Consider the following 19,419-nt stretch of genomic DNA (forward strand, 5'->3'; position numbering starts at 1 on the left):
CGATGCATTGGGAACTGTCCGAGGAACAGGAACTGTTCGCCGCATCCCTGCGCGAGTGGCTCACGGCGAAATTCCCGACCGAGGCCGTGCGGAAACTGCAGGCCGGCGAGGATCCGGATCGGTTCACCGAAGCTCTGATCAAAGAGGGCTGGTGGGGTGTCGGCTACCCCGAGGAAGTCTCGGGAGAAGGTGGCGGAGTCCTCGAGTTGGCCTTGGCCGCACGGGAATTCGGCCGCGCGGCGGTGCCCGACTCGCGGTGGCTGGCGGCCGCCCTCGTCGCGCCGTCGCTCACCCGGCAGGAACTGGGCGACCAGCTTGCCGGCGCGAAGCGATTCACCCTGGCAATCCGTGCCGACCGTGTACCGGCCTTCGAGCCGCTGGTCGCGCAGGGCGTTAGGCTCACCGGAACCGTCCGCCACGTCGTCGGCGCCCGCGGGACAGATGTGTTCGTTGTACCGGTGACAGGACCGGAAGGGCTCGGCTTAGCGCGTGTTTCGGCCGCCAGTGCCGCAATCGGAGAAGACCGTCTGCTCGACCGTTCGCGCGACGCGGCCACCGTCGAGTTCACCGCCGCACCGATCCTCGACACCGTTCCCGCGGACGAGGCGTCGCTGTCGCGGACCACGACGCTGGCCGGGGTGCTGGTGGCCGCCGATGCGCTGGGCAGCGCCGAGCGCATGCTCGAACTCGCCGTCGAATACAGCAAGCAGCGCAAGCAATTCGGGCAGTTCATCGGCTCGTTCCAGGCGGTCAAGCATGCGGCGGCGCAGATGCTGGTGACGGTGGAGGCGTCGTACTCGACAGCGCTGTACGCCGCGGCCGCGCTCGACGCGGGAATCGACGACGCCGCGACCATCGCCGCGGTCGCCAAGGCTCAGGTGACCCGGACGGTGGCCGACCTCGCGGAATCGGCACTCACCGTGCACGGCGCGATCGGATACACCTGGGAACACGATCTGCACCTGTTCTACAAGCGCGCCAAACTCGACCGCACGCTGTTCGGCCCGCCGCCGGTCTGGAACGAGCGCATCGCGGCGGCGCTGCTGGACGAGCCGGTCCGGCAAGGCTGACACTTGCAACTTTTGGTCAGTCCATTGGTATAGTTGGCTTAATTGATGGATGGAGTACGGGCGTGGATTTCCAACTGACAGAGGATCAAGTCACGATTCGTGACGCGGTCGCCGAACTGGCGGCCAAGTTCAACGACCAGTACTGGCAGGAGAAGGACGAGAAGCACGAATTCCCGACGGAGTTCTACAACGCGTTCGCCCAGGGCGGCTGGCTGGGGATCACCACGCCCGAGGAGTACGGCGGACACGGATACGGCATCACCGAGGCCTCGCTTCTGCTGGAACAGGTGGCCGCCTCCGGTGCCGGGATGAACGGCGCCAGCTCGATGCACCTGTCGATCTTCGGTATGCATCCGGTGATCGTGCACGGCAGCGAAGAGCTCAAGCAGCGCACGCTGCCACGCATCGTGAGCGGCGATCTGCACGTGTGCTTCGGCGTGACCGAACCAGGCGCCGGCCTCGACACCACGAAGATCACCACCTTCGCCCGGCGCGAGGGCGACAAGTACATCGTCAACGGACGCAAGGTCTGGATTTCCAAGGCGGTGGAGTCGGAGAAGATTCTGCTGCTGACCCGCACCCAGAAGTTCGAGGATTCGCCACGCAAAACCGACGGCATGACGCTGTTTCTCACCGATCTCGATCGCGACCGGGTGGACATCCGTCCCATCAAGAAGATGGGCCGCAATGCGGTGACCTCCAACGAGCTTTTCATCGACAATCTCGAGATCCCCGTCGAGGACCGGGTCGGCGAAGAGGGTAAAGGTTTCACCTACATCCTCGACGGGCTCAATCCCGAACGGATGCTGGTCGCGGCCGAAGCGCTGGGCATCGGGCGGGCCGCGCTGCGCGCCGGTGTGCGCTACGGCAACGACCGTGAGGTGTTCGGCCGCCAGATCGGCAAGAACCAGGGCATCCAGTTCCCCCTCGCCGACTCGCTCGCCCGCCTCGACGCGGCGGAACTGATGCTGCGCAAAGCCACCTGGCTCTACGACAACGGCAAATCGTGCGGCCGCGAGGCCAACACCGCCAAATACCTGTGCGCCGACGCGGGTTTCGAAGCGGCCGACCGTGCCCTGCAGACCCACGGCGGCATGGGCTACTCCGAAGAATACAACGTGGCCCGCTACTTCCGCGAAGCGCGTCTGACCCGCATCGCACCCATCAGTCAGGAGATGATCCTGAACTTCCTGGGTTCCCACGTGCTCGGCCTCCCGAGGAGCTACTGATGACCGACCAGCCAGTCGAAACCCCCACCGCCGCACCCGGTATCGAGGTGTTCGGCCTCGACGGCCGTACCGCTCTGGTGACCGGCGCGGGCGGTGGGGTGGGAGCAGCCGTCGCCGAGGCATTCGCCGCGGCGGGAGCCTCGGTCCTGGTGACCGATATCAACAAGGACGCGGCCGCCGCGGTGAGCGAGCGCATCACGAAGGCCGGCGGCGTCGCGGAGCCGTTCACGCTGGATGTGTGCGACGGTGACAACGCCCGCGACGCGGTCGCCGCAGCTGCCCGCCTCGGCAACGGAAAGCTCAACATCCTGGTGAACAACGCCGGGGTGATCGCACCCGCGATGTTCCCCAACATGGACGAGGACCGCTTCCGCAAGGTGCTCGACACCCACCTCATGGGTAGCTATCACTGCAGCCACGCGGCGCTGGATTACCTCGCCCAGGACGGAACCGGCCGCATTATCAACGTGACCTCCGCCGCGGGATTGACCGGAACGATCGGGCAGGCGAACTACGGTGCCGCCAAGGCCGCCGTCGTCGGGCTCACCAAATCACTGGCCCGCGAGCTGGCCAAGCAGTCGATCACCGTGAACGCGGTGGCGCCGCTCGCGGCGACCGCGATGACCGAGAACATCCGCAGCAACGAGAAACTCGCCGCGACGACACTGGCGCGAATTCCCCTGGGGCGCTGGGCTTATCCCGACGAGATCGCGCCCACTTTCGTATTCCTGGCGTCGAGCGCGGCCGGCTACATCACCGGCCAGGTGCTGCCGGTCGACGGCGGAACGGTGATCTGAGATGAGTGCACGAGTATCCGGTCCGTTCGCGACGTCGGGGCGCGAGGTCGTCATCGCCGAGGCGGTACGCACCCCGATCGGCAGATCACATCCCGAGAAGGGATGGTTCCGCGACATCCATCCCAATTCGATGCTCGCGTCCTGCTACCAGGAACTGATCGGACGCACCGGTCTGGACCCGGCGGCGGTGGAGGATCTGGTCATCGGGTGCACCGCGCCGTTCGGTGAGCAGTCCCGCAATATCGGCCGCAATGCGTGGTTGCAGGCCGGCTATCCGGCCGAGGTTCCCGCGACCACCCTGGATCGTCGCTGCGGATCCGCGCAGACCGCCGTGAATTTCGCCGCGGCCCTGGTGTCTTCGGGCGTGCACGACATCGTGATCGCGGGCGGCGTCGAGCATATGGGACATGTGCCGATGAATTCGCCCGCCAAGATCAGCGAACTCTACGGTGACCCCTGGCCTGCCGCGCTGCGCGAGCGCTACGACTTCGTCGCCCAGGGCGAGAGCGCGGAACTGATCGCCGAACGCTGGGACATCTCGCGTACCGAGATGGACGAATTCGCGGTACGGTCGCATGCTCTCGCCACCGAGGCTATCGCCGCCGGACGATTCGACGACGAGATGGTGAAGCTGGAACTCGACGGTGAGATCCGCACCGGCGACCAGACCGTCCGGCTGGGAACCTCGCTCGAGACGCTGGGCAAGCTGAAGCCGGTCTTCCGCAGCGAGAACGGCAGGATCACCGCCGGCACGTCGAGTCCCATCTGCGACAGCGCGGCGGCGGTGCTGCTGTGCACGCGCGAGGCCGCGCGGCGGCACGGTTTGCGTATCCGTGCGCGGATCGCGGATCAGACCACCGTCGGAGTGGATCCGATCATCATGCTGACCGGCCCGATCCCGGCGACGCGCAAGCTGCTGGAGCGAAACGGCCTGACCGTCGCCGATATCGATCTTTTCGAAGTGAACGAGGCGTTTTCCTCCGTCGTGCTCGCCTGGCAGCGCGAGTTGAAGCCCGATATGGACCGTGTCAACGTCAACGGCGGCGCGATCGCGCTGGGACATGCGGTGGGCGCCACCGGATCTCGGCTGATCGCGACCATTCTCGCGGAGATGGAACGCCGCGACAGCCGGCTCGGCCTGGTGACCATGTGCTGCGGCGGCGGGCTGGGCACCGGAACGCTCATCGAGCGGGAGAACTGATGGTCGACTTCGGCGGGCTGCTGCGACGGGACATGGGGGTGTGGTGGAGCCAGGCCGCCGCCGAGCCACGCCCACTCGTCGATCAGCTGCTCGCCCAGGCTCCCGCACTCGGGCCGCTGCGCCTGTTCACCGGATTGAGCTGGAACGACCAACTGGCGCAGGCGATCTCGCCGACCGACACGATGGTGTCCTACGGCGGCTTGGGTGCGTTGCGCGAACTCGGCGCCACCGACCAGCTCGAGGTCGTACCGTGTCACTATTCGGCACTGCCCCGGATGTTCGCCGAGCACCGGCTGCCGTGCGATGCCGGGCTCGTGCAGGTATCACCGCCGGACCGCGACGGCATGTGTTCGCTGGGCATCGGCGTCGACTACATGGCCGACGCGATCGGCCATACGCCGCTGCTGTTCGCGGAGATCAACAAGCAGATGCCCGCCGTGCCCGGTTCACCGCGAATCCCGTTGAGCCGCTTCGCGGCCACGTGTGAGACCGACCGTCCGCTGCAGCAGGAGGCGCGCCGTCCCGCAAGCGATGCCGACCGCGTCATCGCCGCGCATATCGCCGGACTGGTCGACGACGGCGACACACTGCAGGTGGGCATCGGTTCCCTCGGGGCGGCTGTTTTCGACGCGCTGGCCGGTCACCGCGATCTCGGCGTGCACACCGGCATGATCACAGACGGGGTGCTGACGCTCATCGACAAGGGCGTGATCACCGGCGGGCGCAAGCCGATCGATACCGGATTGTCGGTAGCCGGAACCGCTTTGGGGTCGGCCGACATGTACGCCCGGATCGCCGAACTGCCCGTGCGGTTCCGGCCGACCAGCTATACCCATGCGCCGCAGGTGCTGTCGCAGCTCGACGCGCTCGTCGCGGTCAACTTCGCGATCGAAGTGGACCTGACCGGGCAGGTCGGCGCGGAGATGAGCCGCGGCACGTATCTGGGCGCGGTGGGCGGTCAGGTCGACTTCGCCCGCGCCGCCGCGCTGACCGGGAAGCGATCGATCATCGCGCTGCGCTCGACCATGCGCGGACGCTCGTCGATCAAATTCGGGCTCGATGAAGGTGTGGTCACCACCGCGCGCGCCGACGTCGACTGCGTCGTCACCGAGCACGGTGTCGCACATCTGCGCGGGCAACCGCTGGCGGAGCGCCGGCGCCGCTTGATCGATGTCGCCGCTCCGGAGTTTCGCGACGAACTCGCGAGCGCGGCGCGCCTGGCGTCCTGAGGTCATCGAAAACAACTGTCATCTAACATCTTTCATCGAAAGGATCGACACCCATGAGCAATCGCGTAGCGCTCGTCACCGGCGGCGCCCAGGGAATCGGCGAGGGCATCTCGCGCAAACTCGGCGAGGCGGGCTTCCGCGTTGCCGTCGCCGATCTCAATCATGAAGTGGCACAGCATACCGCGAAGGAAATCGTCTCCGCCGGCGGCCAGGCGATCGCGGTGCCGATCGACGTCACCGACACCGACTCGGTGAAGGCCGCGGTGCAGCAGGTCACCGACAGCTTCGGACCGGTCGAGATCGCCGTCAACAACGCCGGCTGGGACGACTTCATGAAGTTCCTCGACACCGACGAATCGTTCTGGGACAAGATCCTCGACATCAACTTCAAGGGCGCGCTGCGGGTCAACCACACCGTGGTTCCGGGCATGATCGAGCGCGGCTTCGGTCGTGTGATCAATATCGGTTCCGATGCGGGCCGGGTCGGGTCGTCGCTCGAGGCCGTGTACTCGGGCGCCAAGGGCGGCATCATCGCCTTCACCAAGACCCTCGCCCGCGAGGTCGCAACCAAGGGCGTCACGGTCAACACCGTGTGCCCCGGGCCGACCGACACCCCGGCACTGCGCAAATTCGCGAACAACTCCGGTCAGGACGCCGACAAGGTGCTGGGCGGCATGACCCGTGCGGTGCCGATGAAGCGGCTGGCGCTGCCGTCCGACATCGCCGCGGCCGTCGCGTTCTTCGCCTCCGACGAGACCGGCTACATCACCGGCCAGACCCTATCGGTCAGTGGCGGCCTGACCATGGCGTGAGGTCCGCGGTGGGCGACACCACGGGGGAGTGGTCGACGGTCCGTCGTTACGAGGATGTCGACTACTCACGGACTGCGGACGGCATCGCGAAGATCACCATCTGCCGGCCGGGGGTACACAACGCTTTTCGGCCGCAGACCCTGGTGGAGATCTCCGACGCGCTCACCCATGCCCGCGAGGATCCGTCGATCGGAGTCATCGTCCTCACCGGAGAGGGCGACAAGGCATTCTGCTCCGGCGGCGATCAGCGCGTGCGCGGCGATACGGGCTATCTCACCGATCCGGAGAATCCGGGCGCGGTGGGCCGCTTCCACGTGACGGATCTGCAGGTGCAGATTCGCCGGTTGCCGAAACCGGTCGTCGCCATGGTCGCCGGTTACGCCGTCGGTGGTGGGCACGTGTTGCAGATCGTCTGTGATCTGACCATCGCCGCCGACAATGCGCGTCTCGGTCAGGTCGGGCCGAAGGTCGGCTCGTTCGACGGCGGATTCGGCGCCGGACTGCTGGCCGATATGGTCGGTGTGCGTAAGGCCAAGGAGATCTGGTTTCTCTGCCGTCAGTACGACGCCGCGCAGGCGCTGGAGATGGGCCTGGTCAACACCGTCGTGCCCCTCGCCGACCTGGAGTCGGAGACGCTCGCGTGGTGCCGGCGGATGATGGAACTGTCACCGATGGCGTTGCGGCTGATGAAGGCGAGTTTCCACGCTGCCGAGGACGGCCTGGCCGGAATTCAGCAGCTCGCACACGACACCAATCTGCTGTTCTACGCCACCGAGGAGGCGAAGGAAGGCCGGGAGGCGTTCAAAGCCAAGCGGCGGCCGGAGTTCGATCGGTTTCCGCGCCGGGCCTGACAGAGCGAGAGGATCACCGAGATGACGACGTTCGGGGTCAATGCCTTCGGCGTCGGCCGCGGACCACAGCGGTTCGCGACCATGACCGAATTGGCGCGCGAGGCCGAGGACATCGGTTGTACGGCGGTGTGGACGAGTGAGCTGTACAGCCGCTCGGCCACCGTGCCGATGGCCGCGCTCGCCGCCGGCACCAGCACCATCCGCATCGGTTCGAATATCGCCTACGGGGTGGGCCGCAGCCCGCTGATGTGGGCGGCCGAAGCGCGGGACCTCGACGAATTGTCCGGTGGCCGAATCATTCTCGGCATCGGGAACGGTACGCCGAAGATGATGGAGGCCTGGCACGGCGTCCCCGGTGAAGCGCCGGCCGCCCGGATGGCCGAACTGCTCACCGTGCTGAAGGCGCTGTGGCGCCTGCACGAGGGCCCGGTCCATCACGACGGGCGCTTCTACCACGTGCACATTGCCCCCACCTCGGAGGTGCCGGAACCGATCCGGCCGGAGATCCCGATCTGGATCGCGGGGGTGAACAAGCTGATGCTGCGGACGGCCGGCGAGCTCGCCGACGGGCTCGTCGGCCATCCGATGTACACCGCCGAGTACGTCCGCGGCCCGGTCGCGGACGAAATCGCCACCGGCGCAGCGTTATCGGGCCGCGATCCGGCCGAGGTCACCATCATGGGTATCCGGATGTGCGCGATCAACGACGATGTCGAGCTGGCCCGGCGGCAAGCGGCATACGCGATCGGCCAATACGCGGCATCGCGGGTCTACGATCGCCTCTTCGCGCTGCACAGCTGGAGCGCCGCGCAACAGCGGATTCGCGAGGCGGCCCGCAACCGCGACAGCGAGGCGCTGATCAGCGCTGTCACCGACGACATGATCGACACCATCGCCATCGCCTGCCGCCCGGCCGAGTTCCCGGCGGCGCTGGCGGCGATTCCGGACGGCTTCGATCACCTCGACCTGATCGCGCCCCCGTGGGGACTCAGCGATCACGAAACCCGGGCGATCAACGCCGAGATACTGGCCGGCCTGCGCACCCATCTCACGCACACGGTGGCGGTGTGACGCGCGCGGGGGCCTCAGGCTTCGCGCAGCTCGATCTCGGTGCGTTCCTCGACCTGAACGACGGCCTCGGCGTACCCGTGGACGTGCTTGCTCATCCGCCGCGTCGCCACCGCCGGGTCGCCGGCGCGGATGGCGTCGGTGATCGTCTTGTGCGCCTTGTAGGTGGTTTTGCGCACCTCGTCGTCGACGAACGCGTTGTTCTCCGTCGAGCTGTAGATGGCGTTCGCCAGCGCGGTCATGAACCCGGTCAGCAGTTCGTTGTGGCTGGCGACCGCGACCGCGAGGTGCCAGTCGACGTTGGCCCGCAGGAATTCCTCGAGCGGGATGTCGAGATCGCCCAGCTTGGCGTTCGCGGCGTCGAGCGCGGCGATGTCGTCGTCGGTGCGGTACTTCGCCGCCAGGCCGGCGCACGCGGGCTCGATGGTTTCGCGGGTTTCCAGCAGGTCGGACAAGCGCAGCTGCTGCCCGCGGATTAGCAGGCTCACCGACGAGGCCACCGAGGCGCCTCCGGGCTGCTGGACGAACGCGCCGCCGGAGCGGCCGGTCTTGATGACGACAAGCCCTTGCACCTCGAGGATGCGCAGTGCCTCCCGGACGGTGGTCCGGCTCATCTGCGTCTGGGTGACCAACTCGCGCTCGGGCGGCAATGCGGTACCCGACGGGAACTCGCCGCGCAGGATGCGCTCGCGCAGGTCGTTGGCAAGAACGTCGGAGGCCTTGGGGACCTGCATCGGCTGCAACTGAACCGGGTGTCGCGCAACCGTGCTCGACGAGGGCGACTCGGGCATAGTTACCTACCTTCTGTGTATTTGGTCGTACCTAATCTATCAGTAAAGAGTCCTGCCATGCGAGTTTGCGTGGCTGGAAACGGTTAGGTAATTTGGTCGTACCAAAATAATGGTTGACTTGACGCGCTGTGGTGGATAGCTTCCAATGAAGAGGAAGTCGGCCGCAGCGGTGTCGACGATGTGCTGAATGCGAGGACGACGTGGCAGAGCGGGCGCAGGATGTGGTGACCTGGGAGACGGTCGAACCCGGAATCACGGCGGTGACGCTGCGGCGGCCGCCGGCCAACGCGCTGGGCATTCCGCTGCTGGACGGGATGCACCTCGCCATGGATGCCGCCGAGAAGGCCGGTGACGTCAAGGTCATGGTCATCGGATCCGCGCTGCCCGGATTCTTCGCGGCGGGCGCGGACATCAAACACCTGTCGACGATCGACGCCGAGACGTTCACCGCGTACGGCGATCGGATGCGTGCGGTCAACGATCGCCTCGCCGCCTCACCGTGGCTGTCGGTCGCCGCGGTAGACGGGGTCGCCCTCGGCGGCGGTCTCGAACTCGCGATGGCGTGCACGCTGCGGGTCGCCGGCCCCGGCGGCCGGTTCGGGCTGCCGGAGGTCAAACTCGGGCTGATCCCGGGAGCCGGTGGGACGCAACGACTTCCGCGACTCGTCGGCAGAGGACGAGCGCTGGACATCATGCTGACCGCCCGCCAGGTGGCCGCCGAGGAGGCCTACCGGATCGGCCTGGTCGACCGCCTCACCGATGGCGACGCCACCGCGGCGGCGCTGGACTTCGCGCGCGAACTGCTCGGCCCCTCGCTGCCGGCCCAGCTGTCGGTGGTCCGCACCGTGGACGCGGCCTTCGACCTGCCTCTGGCCGAGGGCGCCCGGTACGAGGTCGAGCAGATCCAGGCGCTGTTCGAGGACGGGGAGGCCGCCGAGGGCATCAGCGCCTTCGTCGGCAAGCGCAAGCCGCAGTTCCGCTGATCGCCCGGCCGCTCACGTTAGGAGTCCAGATGAAAACCCTGGAACACCGTTTCGAAACCCTCCTCGCCGAGGAGGTGAAACCGGGCATCGTCGTGGTCACGCTGAACCGGCCCGACCGCTACAACGCGATGACCAACACCATGTTCGTCGAACTCGAGCAACTGGCCTGGGGCCTCGAAACCGAGGACTCATGCCGCGTGCTCGTGCTCACCGGCGCGGGCAAGGCGTTCTGCTCGGGATACGACCTCGCTGATGCCGACGATCTCCCGAACCTCGGTGCGCTGGGCATGCTGGATCAGCAGGAACGTGCCGCACGCGCACTCACCGCGATTCGTTCCCTGCGGGTCCCAGTCATCGCCGCGGTGAACGGTCCGGCCGCCGGTGGTGGTCTGGCGTTGGCGCTCGCCGCAGATATCCGCCTGGCCGGCGCCGCGGCCAAATTCAACGCCGCATTCGTTCGCATCGGGCTCTCCGCCGGTGATCTGGGCACATCCTGGCTGCTGACCCGATTGATCGGACCCGCGAAGACCAGCGAAATCTGTTTCACCGGACGGGTTGTCGACGCGACCGAAGCGGGCGAGCTGGGCATGGTGAATTCGGTCAGCGCCGGCGATGTCGTAGCCGATGCGCTCGCCCTCGCCGAACAGATCGTTGCGAACTCGCCGGGCGGTGTGCAGCTGTCCAAACGCGCCCTGCAAGCCAATCTCGAGGTCGGCTCCTATGCCGCGGCGATCGAGCTGGAGAACCGCGGACAGGCGCTGCTGACGCGCAGTCCGGACATGACCGAGGCGCTCAACGCCTTCAAGGACAAGCGCGCGCCCGTTTTCCAGGGCAAATAGCACGGCTGGACACGACGAGGCGAGGCCCACATGACCATCGATTTTCCCGATCTGCAGACACTGACCTTCGAGGAGGCCGAGCCCGGAATCGGCATCCTGCGAATCAATCGTCCGGAGCGCATGAACTCCCAGACCGTGCGGATGTTCCACGAATATCTGGCAGCCGGGCGGGCGCTGCGCGACATCCGGTTGCGCGCGCTCATCGTCACCGGCGCCGGTGAGCGCGCCTTCTGTGCCGGCTTCGACCTCGACGAGATTCACGTGATCACCGAGATGGGCGTGCGTGAATTCCTCAAGTTCCAGGAGGTCGCCACCGGTGGCATTCAATCCATCAGGCATCTCCCGTTTCCCGTGATCGCCGCGATCCACGGTCCCGCGACCGGCGGCGGGCTGGCGTTGGCGCTCGCCGCCGATATCCGCCTGGCGGCACCGACTCTCAAGATGAGCGCGGCCTTCGTGAAGGTCGGCCTGTCGATCGGTGAACTCGGCACCTCGTTCAATCTGGCTCGCCTGGTGGGCCCGGCGCGGGCGGCGGAGATCGGGTACACCGCCCGCATTCTCGAGGCCGACGAGGCACTACGCATCGGGTTGGTGAACCAGGTGATCCCGTCGGAGCGATTGCTGGACGAGGCGCTCACGATGGCGCGTGTGATCGCGCAGAACTCCCCCGGCGGGGTGCGGATGTCCAAGCGGGCCATCCAGCGCAACGCCGAAATCGGTTCCTATGAGGCAGCTTTGGAACTGGAGAACCGCGGGCAGGCGCTGCTGACCAGGACCGAGGACATGCCCGAAGCGCTGGCTGCCTTCAAGGAGAAGCGCGCACCACAGTTCTCCGGTCGGTGAGCCTCGCGATGGCATGGGAGTGGGACCGCGAAACACGAAACGCGTTGGCGGAGTTCTTGGCAGGTCGCGGAATCGTATCCGGATCGATCACCACGAAGGCGATCGGTGACGGCCATTCGAATCTGACCTTCCTGGTCAGCGACGGCACCACCAGTGTGGTGGTGCGGCGCCCGCCACCACCGCCGATTCCCCCTGGCGCCAACGACATGCTGCGCGAAGCGACACTGCTGCAGGCGTTGTCGCCGACCACGGTGCCGGTACCGGAGGTGCTCGCCGTCGCGCAGGAGAACGAGGTGCTCGATGTACCGTTCTACGTGATGAGCTTCGCCCCCGGCCCAGTGGTGACCACCCGCACGCCCGCGCCGCTCGACGCGCCCGAGCAACGACGGGCCGTCGGTCACAGCATGATCGACACGCTGGCCGATCTGCACGAAGTGGATTGGCGCGCGGTGGGTTTGGACCGCATGGGCCGGCCCGAGGGATTCAATGCCCGGCATCTGCAACGGTTGCGCCGCCTGGTCGCCGACGACGAGGGGAATCCGCCGGCGGAGTTTGCCGACGTGGACGCCTGGTTACAGGCGAACATCCCGCCGGAATCGGGCGCGACGCTGATCCATTGCGATTTCCGGATCGGCAATGTCGTCCTCGCGCCCACCGCGCCGGGCCGGGTCGCGGCCGTCCTCGACTGGGAGCTCGCCACGATCGGCGATCCGTTGCTCGACGTCGGTTATCTGCTGGCGACGGTTCCCGAGCCGGGCCGCCCGATGAACCCGACCGCACAGCTGAGCGCCGCGATGCTCGAACCCGGATATCCGTCCAAAGACCAACTGGCGCAGCGCTACAGTGCGCGCACCGGCCGCGATCTCGACACTCTCGCCTGGTATACGACGCTGGCGCTGTGGAAGCTGGCGGTGCTGTACGAATACAGTCGCCGGCGCGTTCTGGACGGGATCGGCGACCCCTACTACTCCGACCCCGCGCTGGTGCGGAGCTTCCTCGACGACGCGCGCCGCGCCGCCGGACTGGCGGGAGTCGGCGCCGAAGTATAGGCGCTGCACGGCCTTCGCGCCCGAACCACAAGGAGTTCGCATGGTGAACACATCCGGCACCACATTCTGGGATCCGCTGGTCGGACCCGACGTCACCGATCTACCGGACGGCTTCTTCGACCGGCTCATGTTCAACGCGCACCCGGTCGATGCCACCGCACCGTCGGTCATCATGGGCTTCGGTATCTACCCGCCCAAGGGAACCGTCGACGGGTTCGTGGTGGTCAGTGGCGAGCACGAGCAGCGAAACCTCCGCTACTCGGGGCCGCTCGGCGCCACGAACCGGGACGGTTCCGGACCTTTCCGATTCGAGGTGCTCGAGCCGAACCGAACGTGGCGACTCCGGCTGGGGCCCAACGAGATCGACACCGAATTCGATCTGACCTGGCGGGCACGCACACCCGCCTGGTTCGGCGAGATCGCGGTCACGAACGCGTCGGCGGCGCGCACCTCGTTCGACCACCTCTTCCAGTCCGGTCGCTACGAGGGCACGCTGACCATCGACGGCCGCCGGCATTCGGTGGACGGCTGGTACGGGCAGCGTGATCGCTCCCGCGGCGTGCGCACCATGGCGGGCGGACAGGGCCTGCACATCTGGTATCAAGCCCAATTCCCGGACTTCTCCATCGGTTTCCTCCTGGTCGAAACCCGTTCGCACGAGCGGCTTCTCCTGGAGGGGGCCGTGATGCACGAAAGCGGCCGGCTCGATCCGATCACCGATGTCCGGCACGCCCTGGTGTTCACGCCGGATCTCGATCTGGTCGAAGGGGAAATCCGGGTCGAGACCGCGGCGGGGGAGCACTACGTCGTGCAAGCCGACGCGCGAGCTGGCGGCGGCTTCATGGCGGGCGCCGGATACGGCGGCCACCACGGCACTTCGTCCGGGGCCGACCGAATCGAATCCGACCGCTATCGTCTCGACGGCTCGGTGACCCCGCGCTCGCTGGACTCGGCACTGACCGACCGGCTGTGCGGCTTCATCCTCGGCGACGTCCGCGGGTCGGGAATCTTCGAATTCGCTCTCACGCGCAGCAACAAGTATCACTACCGCCCGTCGATCTGATCGACGGCCGCCGGTTCGCGCGGATGCGCTCACCGTGGGCGGTGCTGGGTGTGATACCAGCGCGCACGCTTGCAGCGGTCCGGCCGTGGGTGGCACTGCCTTGCCGCGATGAATGTCCCGACCCGTGATGGGCCGGGACATTTCTTTGCCGGCGCCGCGAATGTGGCTGCCAGAGCGGACGTTCCGTTGGGTCGCGGCGCGACCATGTCATTGGGCTCACAAAGCAGAAGAGGGTGCGCATCTTGTGGATGCGCGCCCTCTTCGTCGCTGTGAGCGCGGATGGACTCACACGGTTCGCTGAGCCTTGCTGGACTCCGATGCCGCCTTGCTGGTTTCCTTGATTTGCTGCCAGTCGGCGTCGGTGAGACTTGTCAGGCCGGCGAAGGTGCCGGGGCCGGCCAGCATCTGGCCGCCGTCCATGGCGATGGTCTGCCCGGTGAGGTAGTCACACGCGTCCGACAGCAGAAACATCGTGAGATTGGCCAGCTCTTCGATCGTTCCGCTGCGCCCGGCCGGAATCTGGTCGACCTGCGTAGCACCGACCGACGATTTATCGGTCGGATTCAGCATCTCCCAGGCATACTCGGTCGGAATCGGCCCGGGGGCAAGCGCATTCACGCGGATGCCGTACTTGGCCCACTCGACCGCCAGCGACATGGTCATCGAGTGGACCGCGGCCTTGGCCATCGCCGACGGCACGACGAAAGCCGATCCGGTCCAGACCCAGGTCGTGAGTGTGGACAGGACGCTTCCGGGCAGGCCCTCGGCGATCCACCGCTTGCCTGCGGCGTGCGTGGTGTGGAACGAGCCGTTCATCACCGTGCTCGTAATCGCCTGGAACGCACGGGGGCTGAGGTCCTTGGTCTGCGCGATGAAGTTGGCGGCCGCGTTGTTGATCACGCCCGTCAGCGGGCCGTGGTCGTTCCAGATCCGGTCCATCGTCGCGTCCACGCTGTCGTAGTCGCGCACATCGACGGTTTGGTGGTGGGCCGCCCCGGGGCGCGATGCCGCGGCCTCGGCGGCGGCCTCGGCCAGCACCGCGTCACGCCGTCCCCACAGGTGCACCTCGGCGCCGTGCTCGACCAGATGCCGGGCGACGCCGCGGCCGAGCCCGGTCCCGCCGCCGGTGATCAGGATTCGCTTGCCGGACAACAGTGTCGGTGCGAAGGTCGTGTCGGTCATTCACTGCACCTCGTCGGTTCGTGCCGGCGGCTGCACGGCAGCCGCCGGGAACTCACGCTGTTTCGGTCGAACCGCAACTCACTTGCCCCGGTACGGCGTGAAGTCGGGCTTGCGCTTCTCATTGAAGGCGTTGATACCCTCCTGTGCCTCCGGGGTCTCGCCGAACATCGCCAGCGTGGAGTAGGCCATGGTGCCGATGCTGACGAAGTGCTCGGTGTCGGTGTTCATCGACTGCTTGAGGACCTTGAGCGCGGTCGGGGAGAAGTCGAGCATCTGATCCGCCCACGCCCGCACCTCGGCCTTGAGGTCGGCGGCCGGCACGACCTTGTTCACCAGGCCCCAGTCGAGGGCTTCCTTGGCGGACAACCGGCGCAGCATGAACCAGATCTCGCGGGCGCGCTTCTCGCCGACCACGCGGGCCAGATAGCCCGAGCCGAGACCGGCGTCGAAGGAACCGACGCGAGGTCCGTTCTGCCCGAACTGGGCGGTGTCCGCGGCGATCGTCAGGTCGCACAACACGTGCAGCACGTGGCCACCACCGATCGCGAGCCCGTTGACGGCGGCGATGACCGGCTTGGGGGCGTCGCGAATGACGCGGTGCAGGGCCTCGACCTCGAACAGGCCGCTCGCGGACGGACCGTAGTCGCCGGTCTCCATGCGCTGCTTCTGGTCGCCGCCCGCGCAGAACGCTTTGTCGCCCGCGCCGGTCAGCGCGATGACCCCGACCTCGCTGCTGGCCCAGGCGCGCTTGAACGCCATGACCAGCTCATCGACCGTCTGCGCCCGGAACGCGTTGTAGCGCTCGGGGCGGTTGATCGTGATCCAAGCCAGTCCGTTGTCGACCTCGTAGGTGATGTCGGTGAATTCGGCCATCAGACTTCGGTGTCCTTCCGGGGTGAGTGATCAGATTTGTGGTCATTAGGACTGACCATTTGCATAACAGTAGCTTTAATCGACTGCCGCATGCAAGGGGCCTGTTGTCGACGGGGCTGTACTGTGCGGTCGAGGAGGGCGTTTTCGACCGAGGATGGAGTGTCATGACAGCCGAGCTGGCCGGCCGCAGGATCGTGTTCGTGCCGGGTATGCCCGAGGCGCTGTAACGCCATCGGAGACCTCGGTTACCGCGACAACGACGGTCACCACTACCTGGTCGACCGCGCGAAGGACATGATCGTGACCGGTGGCGAGAACGTGTACTCGGTCGAAGTCGAGCACGCGTTGCAGTCCCACCCCGAGTTCGCCATGGTCGCCGTCATCGGCACGCCGGGTGTGCGATGGGGAGAAGCTGTCACCGCTTTCGTCGTCCCGGTGCCCGGGACATCCCCGATCCGGAGGCGCTGCGCGCCCACTGCCGAGAACTCATTGCGGGATACAAAGTGCCCAAGGTCATCCATATCGAACAATCGCTGCCCGTGACACCGACCGGGAAAGTCAGGAAGACGGAGCTGCGGAAAATCGCCGATCGGCAAGGGATTAAATGATGGACGAGAAGGTCATCTACGAAAAGCGTGGCGAAGTGGCATGGGTGACTGACCTGCCCCACCGGTTGGGTTCCAACTCCGGTTGCTAACTGACAGCCTTACCGAAAGGCTGACCCGCGTGCCACGCGCCTATCCCACCGAGTTCCGAACCCGGGCAATCGCTTTGGTCCGAGCAGGCAAACCAGCCAAGCAGACAGCTGTCGAGCTGGGCATCCATCCGGTCACCTTGTCGAAATGGTTGCGCCAGGACGACATCGACCACGGACTACGTCCCGGAAAACCGTCGGCGGAGTCGGCAGAATTGCGTGCTGCTCGACGCCGGATACGAGAACTCGAAACCGAGCTCGCGATCATCCGCCACGCCGCGAAGTTCCTCGGGGAGGACGTTTCTGGCCCAAAAGACGGTTCTACCCGGTGATCGACAGCCTTGTCGCAGCTGGAGCACCGGTCGACCGATGCTGCGGCATCCTGGGAGTCGCCCGACAGAACTACTACAAGGCCAAACGGCGTCCGACCACTCCGACACAATTGCGGCGCCAATGGTTGACCGGATTGATCCGCGAGATCCATGTCGCATCACGAGGCACCTACGGTTACCGCAGAATCCACGCCGAACTGACCATGGCGATGGGCGTCAAGGTCTGCTCTCGCACGGTGTCGGTTCTCATGACCTTGGCCGGCATCCGGGGGCTGCCGGCCTCGTCGCGGGGCAAGAACCTCCGCGGTGTGGTGACCGCCGGAGATCTGGTGAACCGCAAATTCGATCGTGGCAAACCGAACGAGTTGTGGGTTACCGACATCACGGTCCACAACACAAGGGAAGGCCGGGTCTACTGCGCTGCGGTCCTGGACGCCTTCAGCCGCAAGATCATTGGTTGGTCCATCGATTCCCGCCAAGACTCAACACTCGTCGTCAACGCGCTGGACATGGCGATCCGCAACCGTCGCCCGGCAGCAGGTGGCATTGTTCACGCCGATCACGGAACTCAGTTCACCTCATGGGTTTTCGGCGAGAAGATTCGATCTGCCGGACTGCTGCCGTCGTTCGGCACCGTTGGTGATGGCTTGGACAACGCGATGATGGAATCGTTCTGGTCCTCGATGCAGATCGAACTGCTCGACCGTAAGAAGTGGAAGACCCGCCTCGAACTCGCGAACGCGATCTTCGACTACATCGAGATCTTCTACAACCGGCAACGCCGCCACTCTTCCCTGGGCTATCGCACCCCGATCGAGTTCGAACTACTCTCCGAGAAGACACCCGTTCCCGCTGTCAGTTAGCCACCGAGCCTGGAACCTAAAAGGTGGGGCAGGTCAAGGTGTCACCTCTTCGTGCAGCAGCCCCCTCGACGTCCGCGTCGCCGGGGCGTTGATACGGCTGTACGGCATGTCATTAGACCACATCGTCGAACTCACCAAGAACCGATTCCAACGCGCTGACGAGCACGACGCGTACCTGACCATCGACAAATATCCAGTTTTGTTGCCGCCCAGTCTTGCTCGGCTCATCGAACAGTTGATCGCCCAACCTGCCACACGAGCGCTGTTACCCGCCGACGCTGAGTCGCTGTATCTGTTCCCTGGCACTCCGCCCACCCGGCCCCGCCACACGCGTTCCCTGCGTCAAATGCTTTCCGACAACGGACTGCCCAGCCTCACTGCGCGCAACACGGCGATGATGACTACGATCTCCGAACTGCCATCGGTTGTAGTCAGCGACCTGCTCGGAATCCATCCCGGCACAGCCGAGCGGTGGGCACGCTTTGCTCAGAGCGAGTGGGCCGACTACCTCGCTGCGCACGAGTGGTCGAGTCAACGCCGTTGACCGAGACCAACACATACTACGGGACTTCCAGACCGCCGTATGCCAACTCGACCTCCGTCGATTAACCCGATTCCCGTTAGCGGCAAGCGGCCATCAAAGGTGAGTCGTGAATTCACGGCTCCGTTGCTGAAACCGCGATGCGGTGTTCCAGCCGTTCTGCTCTGCGGTAACAGGTACCCAGAGAATTGTTGATAGGCGCGGCGGCGAACTTGCTCAACCTTGGCTAGGCCGCGATCCGGCGCCAATAGGCAGAACTTCTCGGCAGGCTTAGACCGTGTCTCATGTGGGTGATTTCGCGAGCTTCTTGAAGCCTGTCAGTGCGGCGCCGAGGGTGAGGAAGGCGAGGAAGTGGCTGGCCTTGCGGTCGTAGCGGATATTGAGCCGGTGGTAGCCGGTCATCCACGACATCGTGCGCTCGATCACCCACCGGTGACGGCCGAGGCGGTCGCAAGATTCGATCCCTTTGCGGGCGATACGGACGCCGATGCCGCGATCACGCACCCACTCCCGCAGATCGGCGACTGCGTAGGCTTTGTCGGTGTGCAGTTTGGCGGGTTTGCGTCGGCGTGGGCCGCGCCGCGACCGGGCTGCGGGGATCGCTTTGACCAGTGGCCGCAGCGCTTGTGCGTCGTTGGTGTTGGCGGCCGAAATACCCACCGACAGAGGGATTCCCGCACGATCGGAGAGAACGTGGATCTTCGAGCCCGACTTGCCGCGGGCGACCGGGCTCGGCCTGGTCATGGCGCCCCCTTTTTCGCTCGCACCGACGCCGCGTCGATCACTGCACGCGACCAGTCGATCAAGCCTCGACTACCCAGTTCATCCAGCACAGCGCGGTGTAATCGCCGCCAGAGCCCAGCTTCGGTCCACACGGTGAACCGGCGGTGCGCGGTCGGGACGGTCACATCGAACGAGGGCGGCAGCATCCGCCACGCACAGCCGCTGGTCAGCACGAACACCACCGCGGTAAACACCGCCCGCTCATCGACCGGTGCGGTGCCGCCACCCTGCGGACGCGCAGTGAACTCCGGCAACAGTGGCTCGGCCAAAGCCCACAACTCGTCCGGGACAAGGCGTTTCGACAGCTCATCGACCACAAGTCGAAC

At 66.1% G+C, this 19,419-nt stretch carries 20 protein-coding genes; 16 read left to right on the forward strand and 4 right to left on the reverse strand.

What is annotated here, in order from left to right; all coding sequences use genetic code 11:
• Positions 1 to 2 precede the first annotated feature (2 nt).
• The 8 genes from NK1_RS06795 (at position 3) to NK1_RS06830 (ending at position 8,260) form a co-directional block, all read left to right on the forward strand.
• Complete coding sequence (locus NK1_RS06795) at positions 3 to 1,070, forward strand: acyl-CoA dehydrogenase family protein (protein WP_063007696.1); 1,068 nt, start codon at positions 3 to 5, stop codon at positions 1,068 to 1,070.
• Between the two features lie 62 nt (positions 1,071 to 1,132).
• On the forward strand, positions 1,133 to 2,299 hold the full coding sequence (locus NK1_RS06800; RefSeq protein WP_063007697.1) for an acyl-CoA dehydrogenase family protein: 1,167 nt from the start codon (positions 1,133 to 1,135) through the stop codon (positions 2,297 to 2,299).
• Entirely contained in the window at positions 2,299 to 3,096 is a 798-nt protein-coding gene (locus tag NK1_RS06805; RefSeq protein ID WP_063007698.1) for an SDR family NAD(P)-dependent oxidoreductase, read from the forward strand. The genes NK1_RS06800 and NK1_RS06805 overlap by 1 nt, the downstream gene beginning before the upstream one ends.
• 1 nt (position 3,097) lies before the next feature.
• The gene (locus NK1_RS06810; RefSeq protein WP_063007699.1) at positions 3,098 to 4,297 is read left to right on the forward strand and encodes a thiolase family protein; all 1,200 of its coding nucleotides are present in this window, start codon (positions 3,098 to 3,100) and stop codon (positions 4,295 to 4,297) included.
• A complete protein-coding gene (locus NK1_RS06815; protein WP_063007700.1) occupies positions 4,297 to 5,526 on the forward strand; it encodes an acetyl-CoA hydrolase/transferase family protein in 1,230 nt (409 codons plus the stop codon). Before NK1_RS06810 ends, NK1_RS06815 begins: the two co-directional genes overlap by 1 nt.
• A gap of 53 nt (positions 5,527 to 5,579) precedes the next feature.
• On the forward strand, positions 5,580 to 6,338 hold the full coding sequence (locus NK1_RS06820; protein WP_063007701.1) for an SDR family NAD(P)-dependent oxidoreductase: 759 nt from the start codon (positions 5,580 to 5,582) through the stop codon (positions 6,336 to 6,338).
• 8 nt (positions 6,339 to 6,346) lie between these two features.
• Complete coding sequence (gene menB / locus NK1_RS06825; RefSeq protein WP_063007702.1) at positions 6,347 to 7,189, forward strand: 1,4-dihydroxy-2-naphthoyl-CoA synthase; 843 nt, start codon at positions 6,347 to 6,349, stop codon at positions 7,187 to 7,189.
• A gap of 21 nt (positions 7,190 to 7,210) precedes the next feature.
• Positions 7,211 to 8,260: an LLM class flavin-dependent oxidoreductase gene (locus NK1_RS06830; RefSeq protein WP_063007703.1), complete on the forward strand. Its 1,050-nt coding sequence runs from the start codon at positions 7,211 to 7,213 to the stop codon at positions 8,258 to 8,260.
• A 14-nt stretch (positions 8,261 to 8,274) separates the two neighbouring features.
• On the opposite strand, the gene NK1_RS06835 is transcribed toward NK1_RS06830, so the two are convergent.
• Positions 8,275 to 9,048 carry a FadR/GntR family transcriptional regulator gene (locus NK1_RS06835; protein WP_084460643.1) on the reverse strand — a complete coding sequence of 258 codons (774 nt, stop codon included), beginning with the start codon at positions 9,046 to 9,048 and terminating at the stop codon, positions 8,275 to 8,277.
• A 200-nt stretch (positions 9,049 to 9,248) separates the two neighbouring features.
• Between NK1_RS06835 and NK1_RS06840 the strand changes: the two genes are divergently transcribed.
• The 5 genes from NK1_RS06840 to NK1_RS06860 are packed head-to-tail and all read left to right on the forward strand — an operon-like array spanning position 9,249 to position 13,825.
• Positions 9,249 to 10,031 carry an enoyl-CoA hydratase/isomerase family protein gene (locus NK1_RS06840; RefSeq protein WP_063001597.1) on the forward strand — a complete coding sequence of 261 codons (783 nt, stop codon included), beginning with the start codon at positions 9,249 to 9,251 and terminating at the stop codon, positions 10,029 to 10,031.
• Positions 10,032 to 10,060: 29 nt separating this feature from the next.
• Positions 10,061 to 10,870, forward strand: coding sequence for an enoyl-CoA hydratase/isomerase family protein (locus tag NK1_RS06845; RefSeq protein WP_063001596.1), 810 nt, complete (start codon positions 10,061 to 10,063; stop codon positions 10,868 to 10,870).
• Between the two features lie 30 nt (positions 10,871 to 10,900).
• A complete protein-coding gene (locus NK1_RS06850) occupies positions 10,901 to 11,713 on the forward strand; it encodes an enoyl-CoA hydratase/isomerase family protein (protein ID WP_063007705.1) in 813 nt (270 codons plus the stop codon).
• 8 nt (positions 11,714 to 11,721) lie between these two features.
• The gene (locus tag NK1_RS06855) at positions 11,722 to 12,762 is read left to right on the forward strand and encodes a phosphotransferase family protein (protein WP_063007773.1); all 1,041 of its coding nucleotides are present in this window, start codon (positions 11,722 to 11,724) and stop codon (positions 12,760 to 12,762) included.
• A gap of 40 nt (positions 12,763 to 12,802) precedes the next feature.
• Positions 12,803 to 13,825, forward strand: a complete 1,023-nt coding sequence (locus NK1_RS06860) for an Rv3169 family protein (RefSeq protein WP_063007706.1) — start codon at positions 12,803 to 12,805, stop codon at positions 13,823 to 13,825.
• Positions 13,826 to 14,110: 285 nt separating this feature from the next.
• Here NK1_RS06860 and NK1_RS06865 read toward each other — a convergent pair whose 3' ends face one another.
• On the reverse strand, positions 14,111 to 15,007 hold the full coding sequence (locus NK1_RS06865) for an SDR family oxidoreductase (protein WP_063007707.1): 897 nt from the start codon (positions 15,005 to 15,007) through the stop codon (positions 14,111 to 14,113).
• Between the two features lie 78 nt (positions 15,008 to 15,085).
• Positions 15,086 to 15,880 carry an enoyl-CoA hydratase-related protein gene (locus NK1_RS06870; protein ID WP_063007708.1) on the reverse strand — a complete coding sequence of 265 codons (795 nt, stop codon included), beginning with the start codon at positions 15,878 to 15,880 and terminating at the stop codon, positions 15,086 to 15,088.
• 369 nt (positions 15,881 to 16,249) lie between these two features.
• Between NK1_RS06870 and NK1_RS36155 the strand changes: the two genes are divergently transcribed.
• The 3 genes from NK1_RS36155 to NK1_RS06885 all read left to right on the forward strand — a co-directional run bounded on the left by NK1_RS36155 (position 16,250) and on the right by NK1_RS06885 (position 18,313).
• Positions 16,250 to 16,423, forward strand: coding sequence for an AMP-binding enzyme (locus NK1_RS36155; RefSeq protein WP_369689803.1), 174 nt, complete (start codon positions 16,250 to 16,252; stop codon positions 16,421 to 16,423).
• A 183-nt stretch (positions 16,424 to 16,606) separates the two neighbouring features.
• Positions 16,607 to 17,769, forward strand: a protein-coding gene (locus NK1_RS06880) for an IS3 family transposase (RefSeq protein WP_439955933.1) whose coding sequence is annotated in 2 segments (ribosomal slippage) — positions 16,607 to 16,880 and positions 16,880 to 17,769 — 1,164 coding nt in all. Because the reading frame shifts where the segments join, the coding sequence is not laid out codon by codon here.
• A gap of 106 nt (positions 17,770 to 17,875) precedes the next feature.
• Positions 17,876 to 18,313, forward strand: coding sequence for a hypothetical protein (locus tag NK1_RS06885; protein ID WP_157104117.1), 438 nt, complete (start codon positions 17,876 to 17,878; stop codon positions 18,311 to 18,313).
• Positions 18,314 to 18,592: 279 nt separating this feature from the next.
• On the opposite strand, the gene NK1_RS33495 is transcribed toward NK1_RS06885, so the two are convergent.
• A protein-coding gene (locus NK1_RS33495) for an IS5 family transposase (RefSeq protein WP_218023069.1) occupies positions 18,593 to 19,410 on the reverse strand; the annotation gives its coding sequence in 2 pieces (ribosomal slippage) (positions 18,593 to 19,060 and positions 19,063 to 19,410; 816 coding nt in all).
• Between the last annotated feature and the right edge of the window lie 9 nt (positions 19,411 to 19,419).

Source organism: Nocardia kruczakiae NBRC 101016, assembly GCF_001612965.1.
In the GTDB taxonomy this organism is placed as follows: Bacteria; Actinomycetota; Actinomycetes; order Mycobacteriales; family Mycobacteriaceae; genus Nocardia; species Nocardia kruczakiae.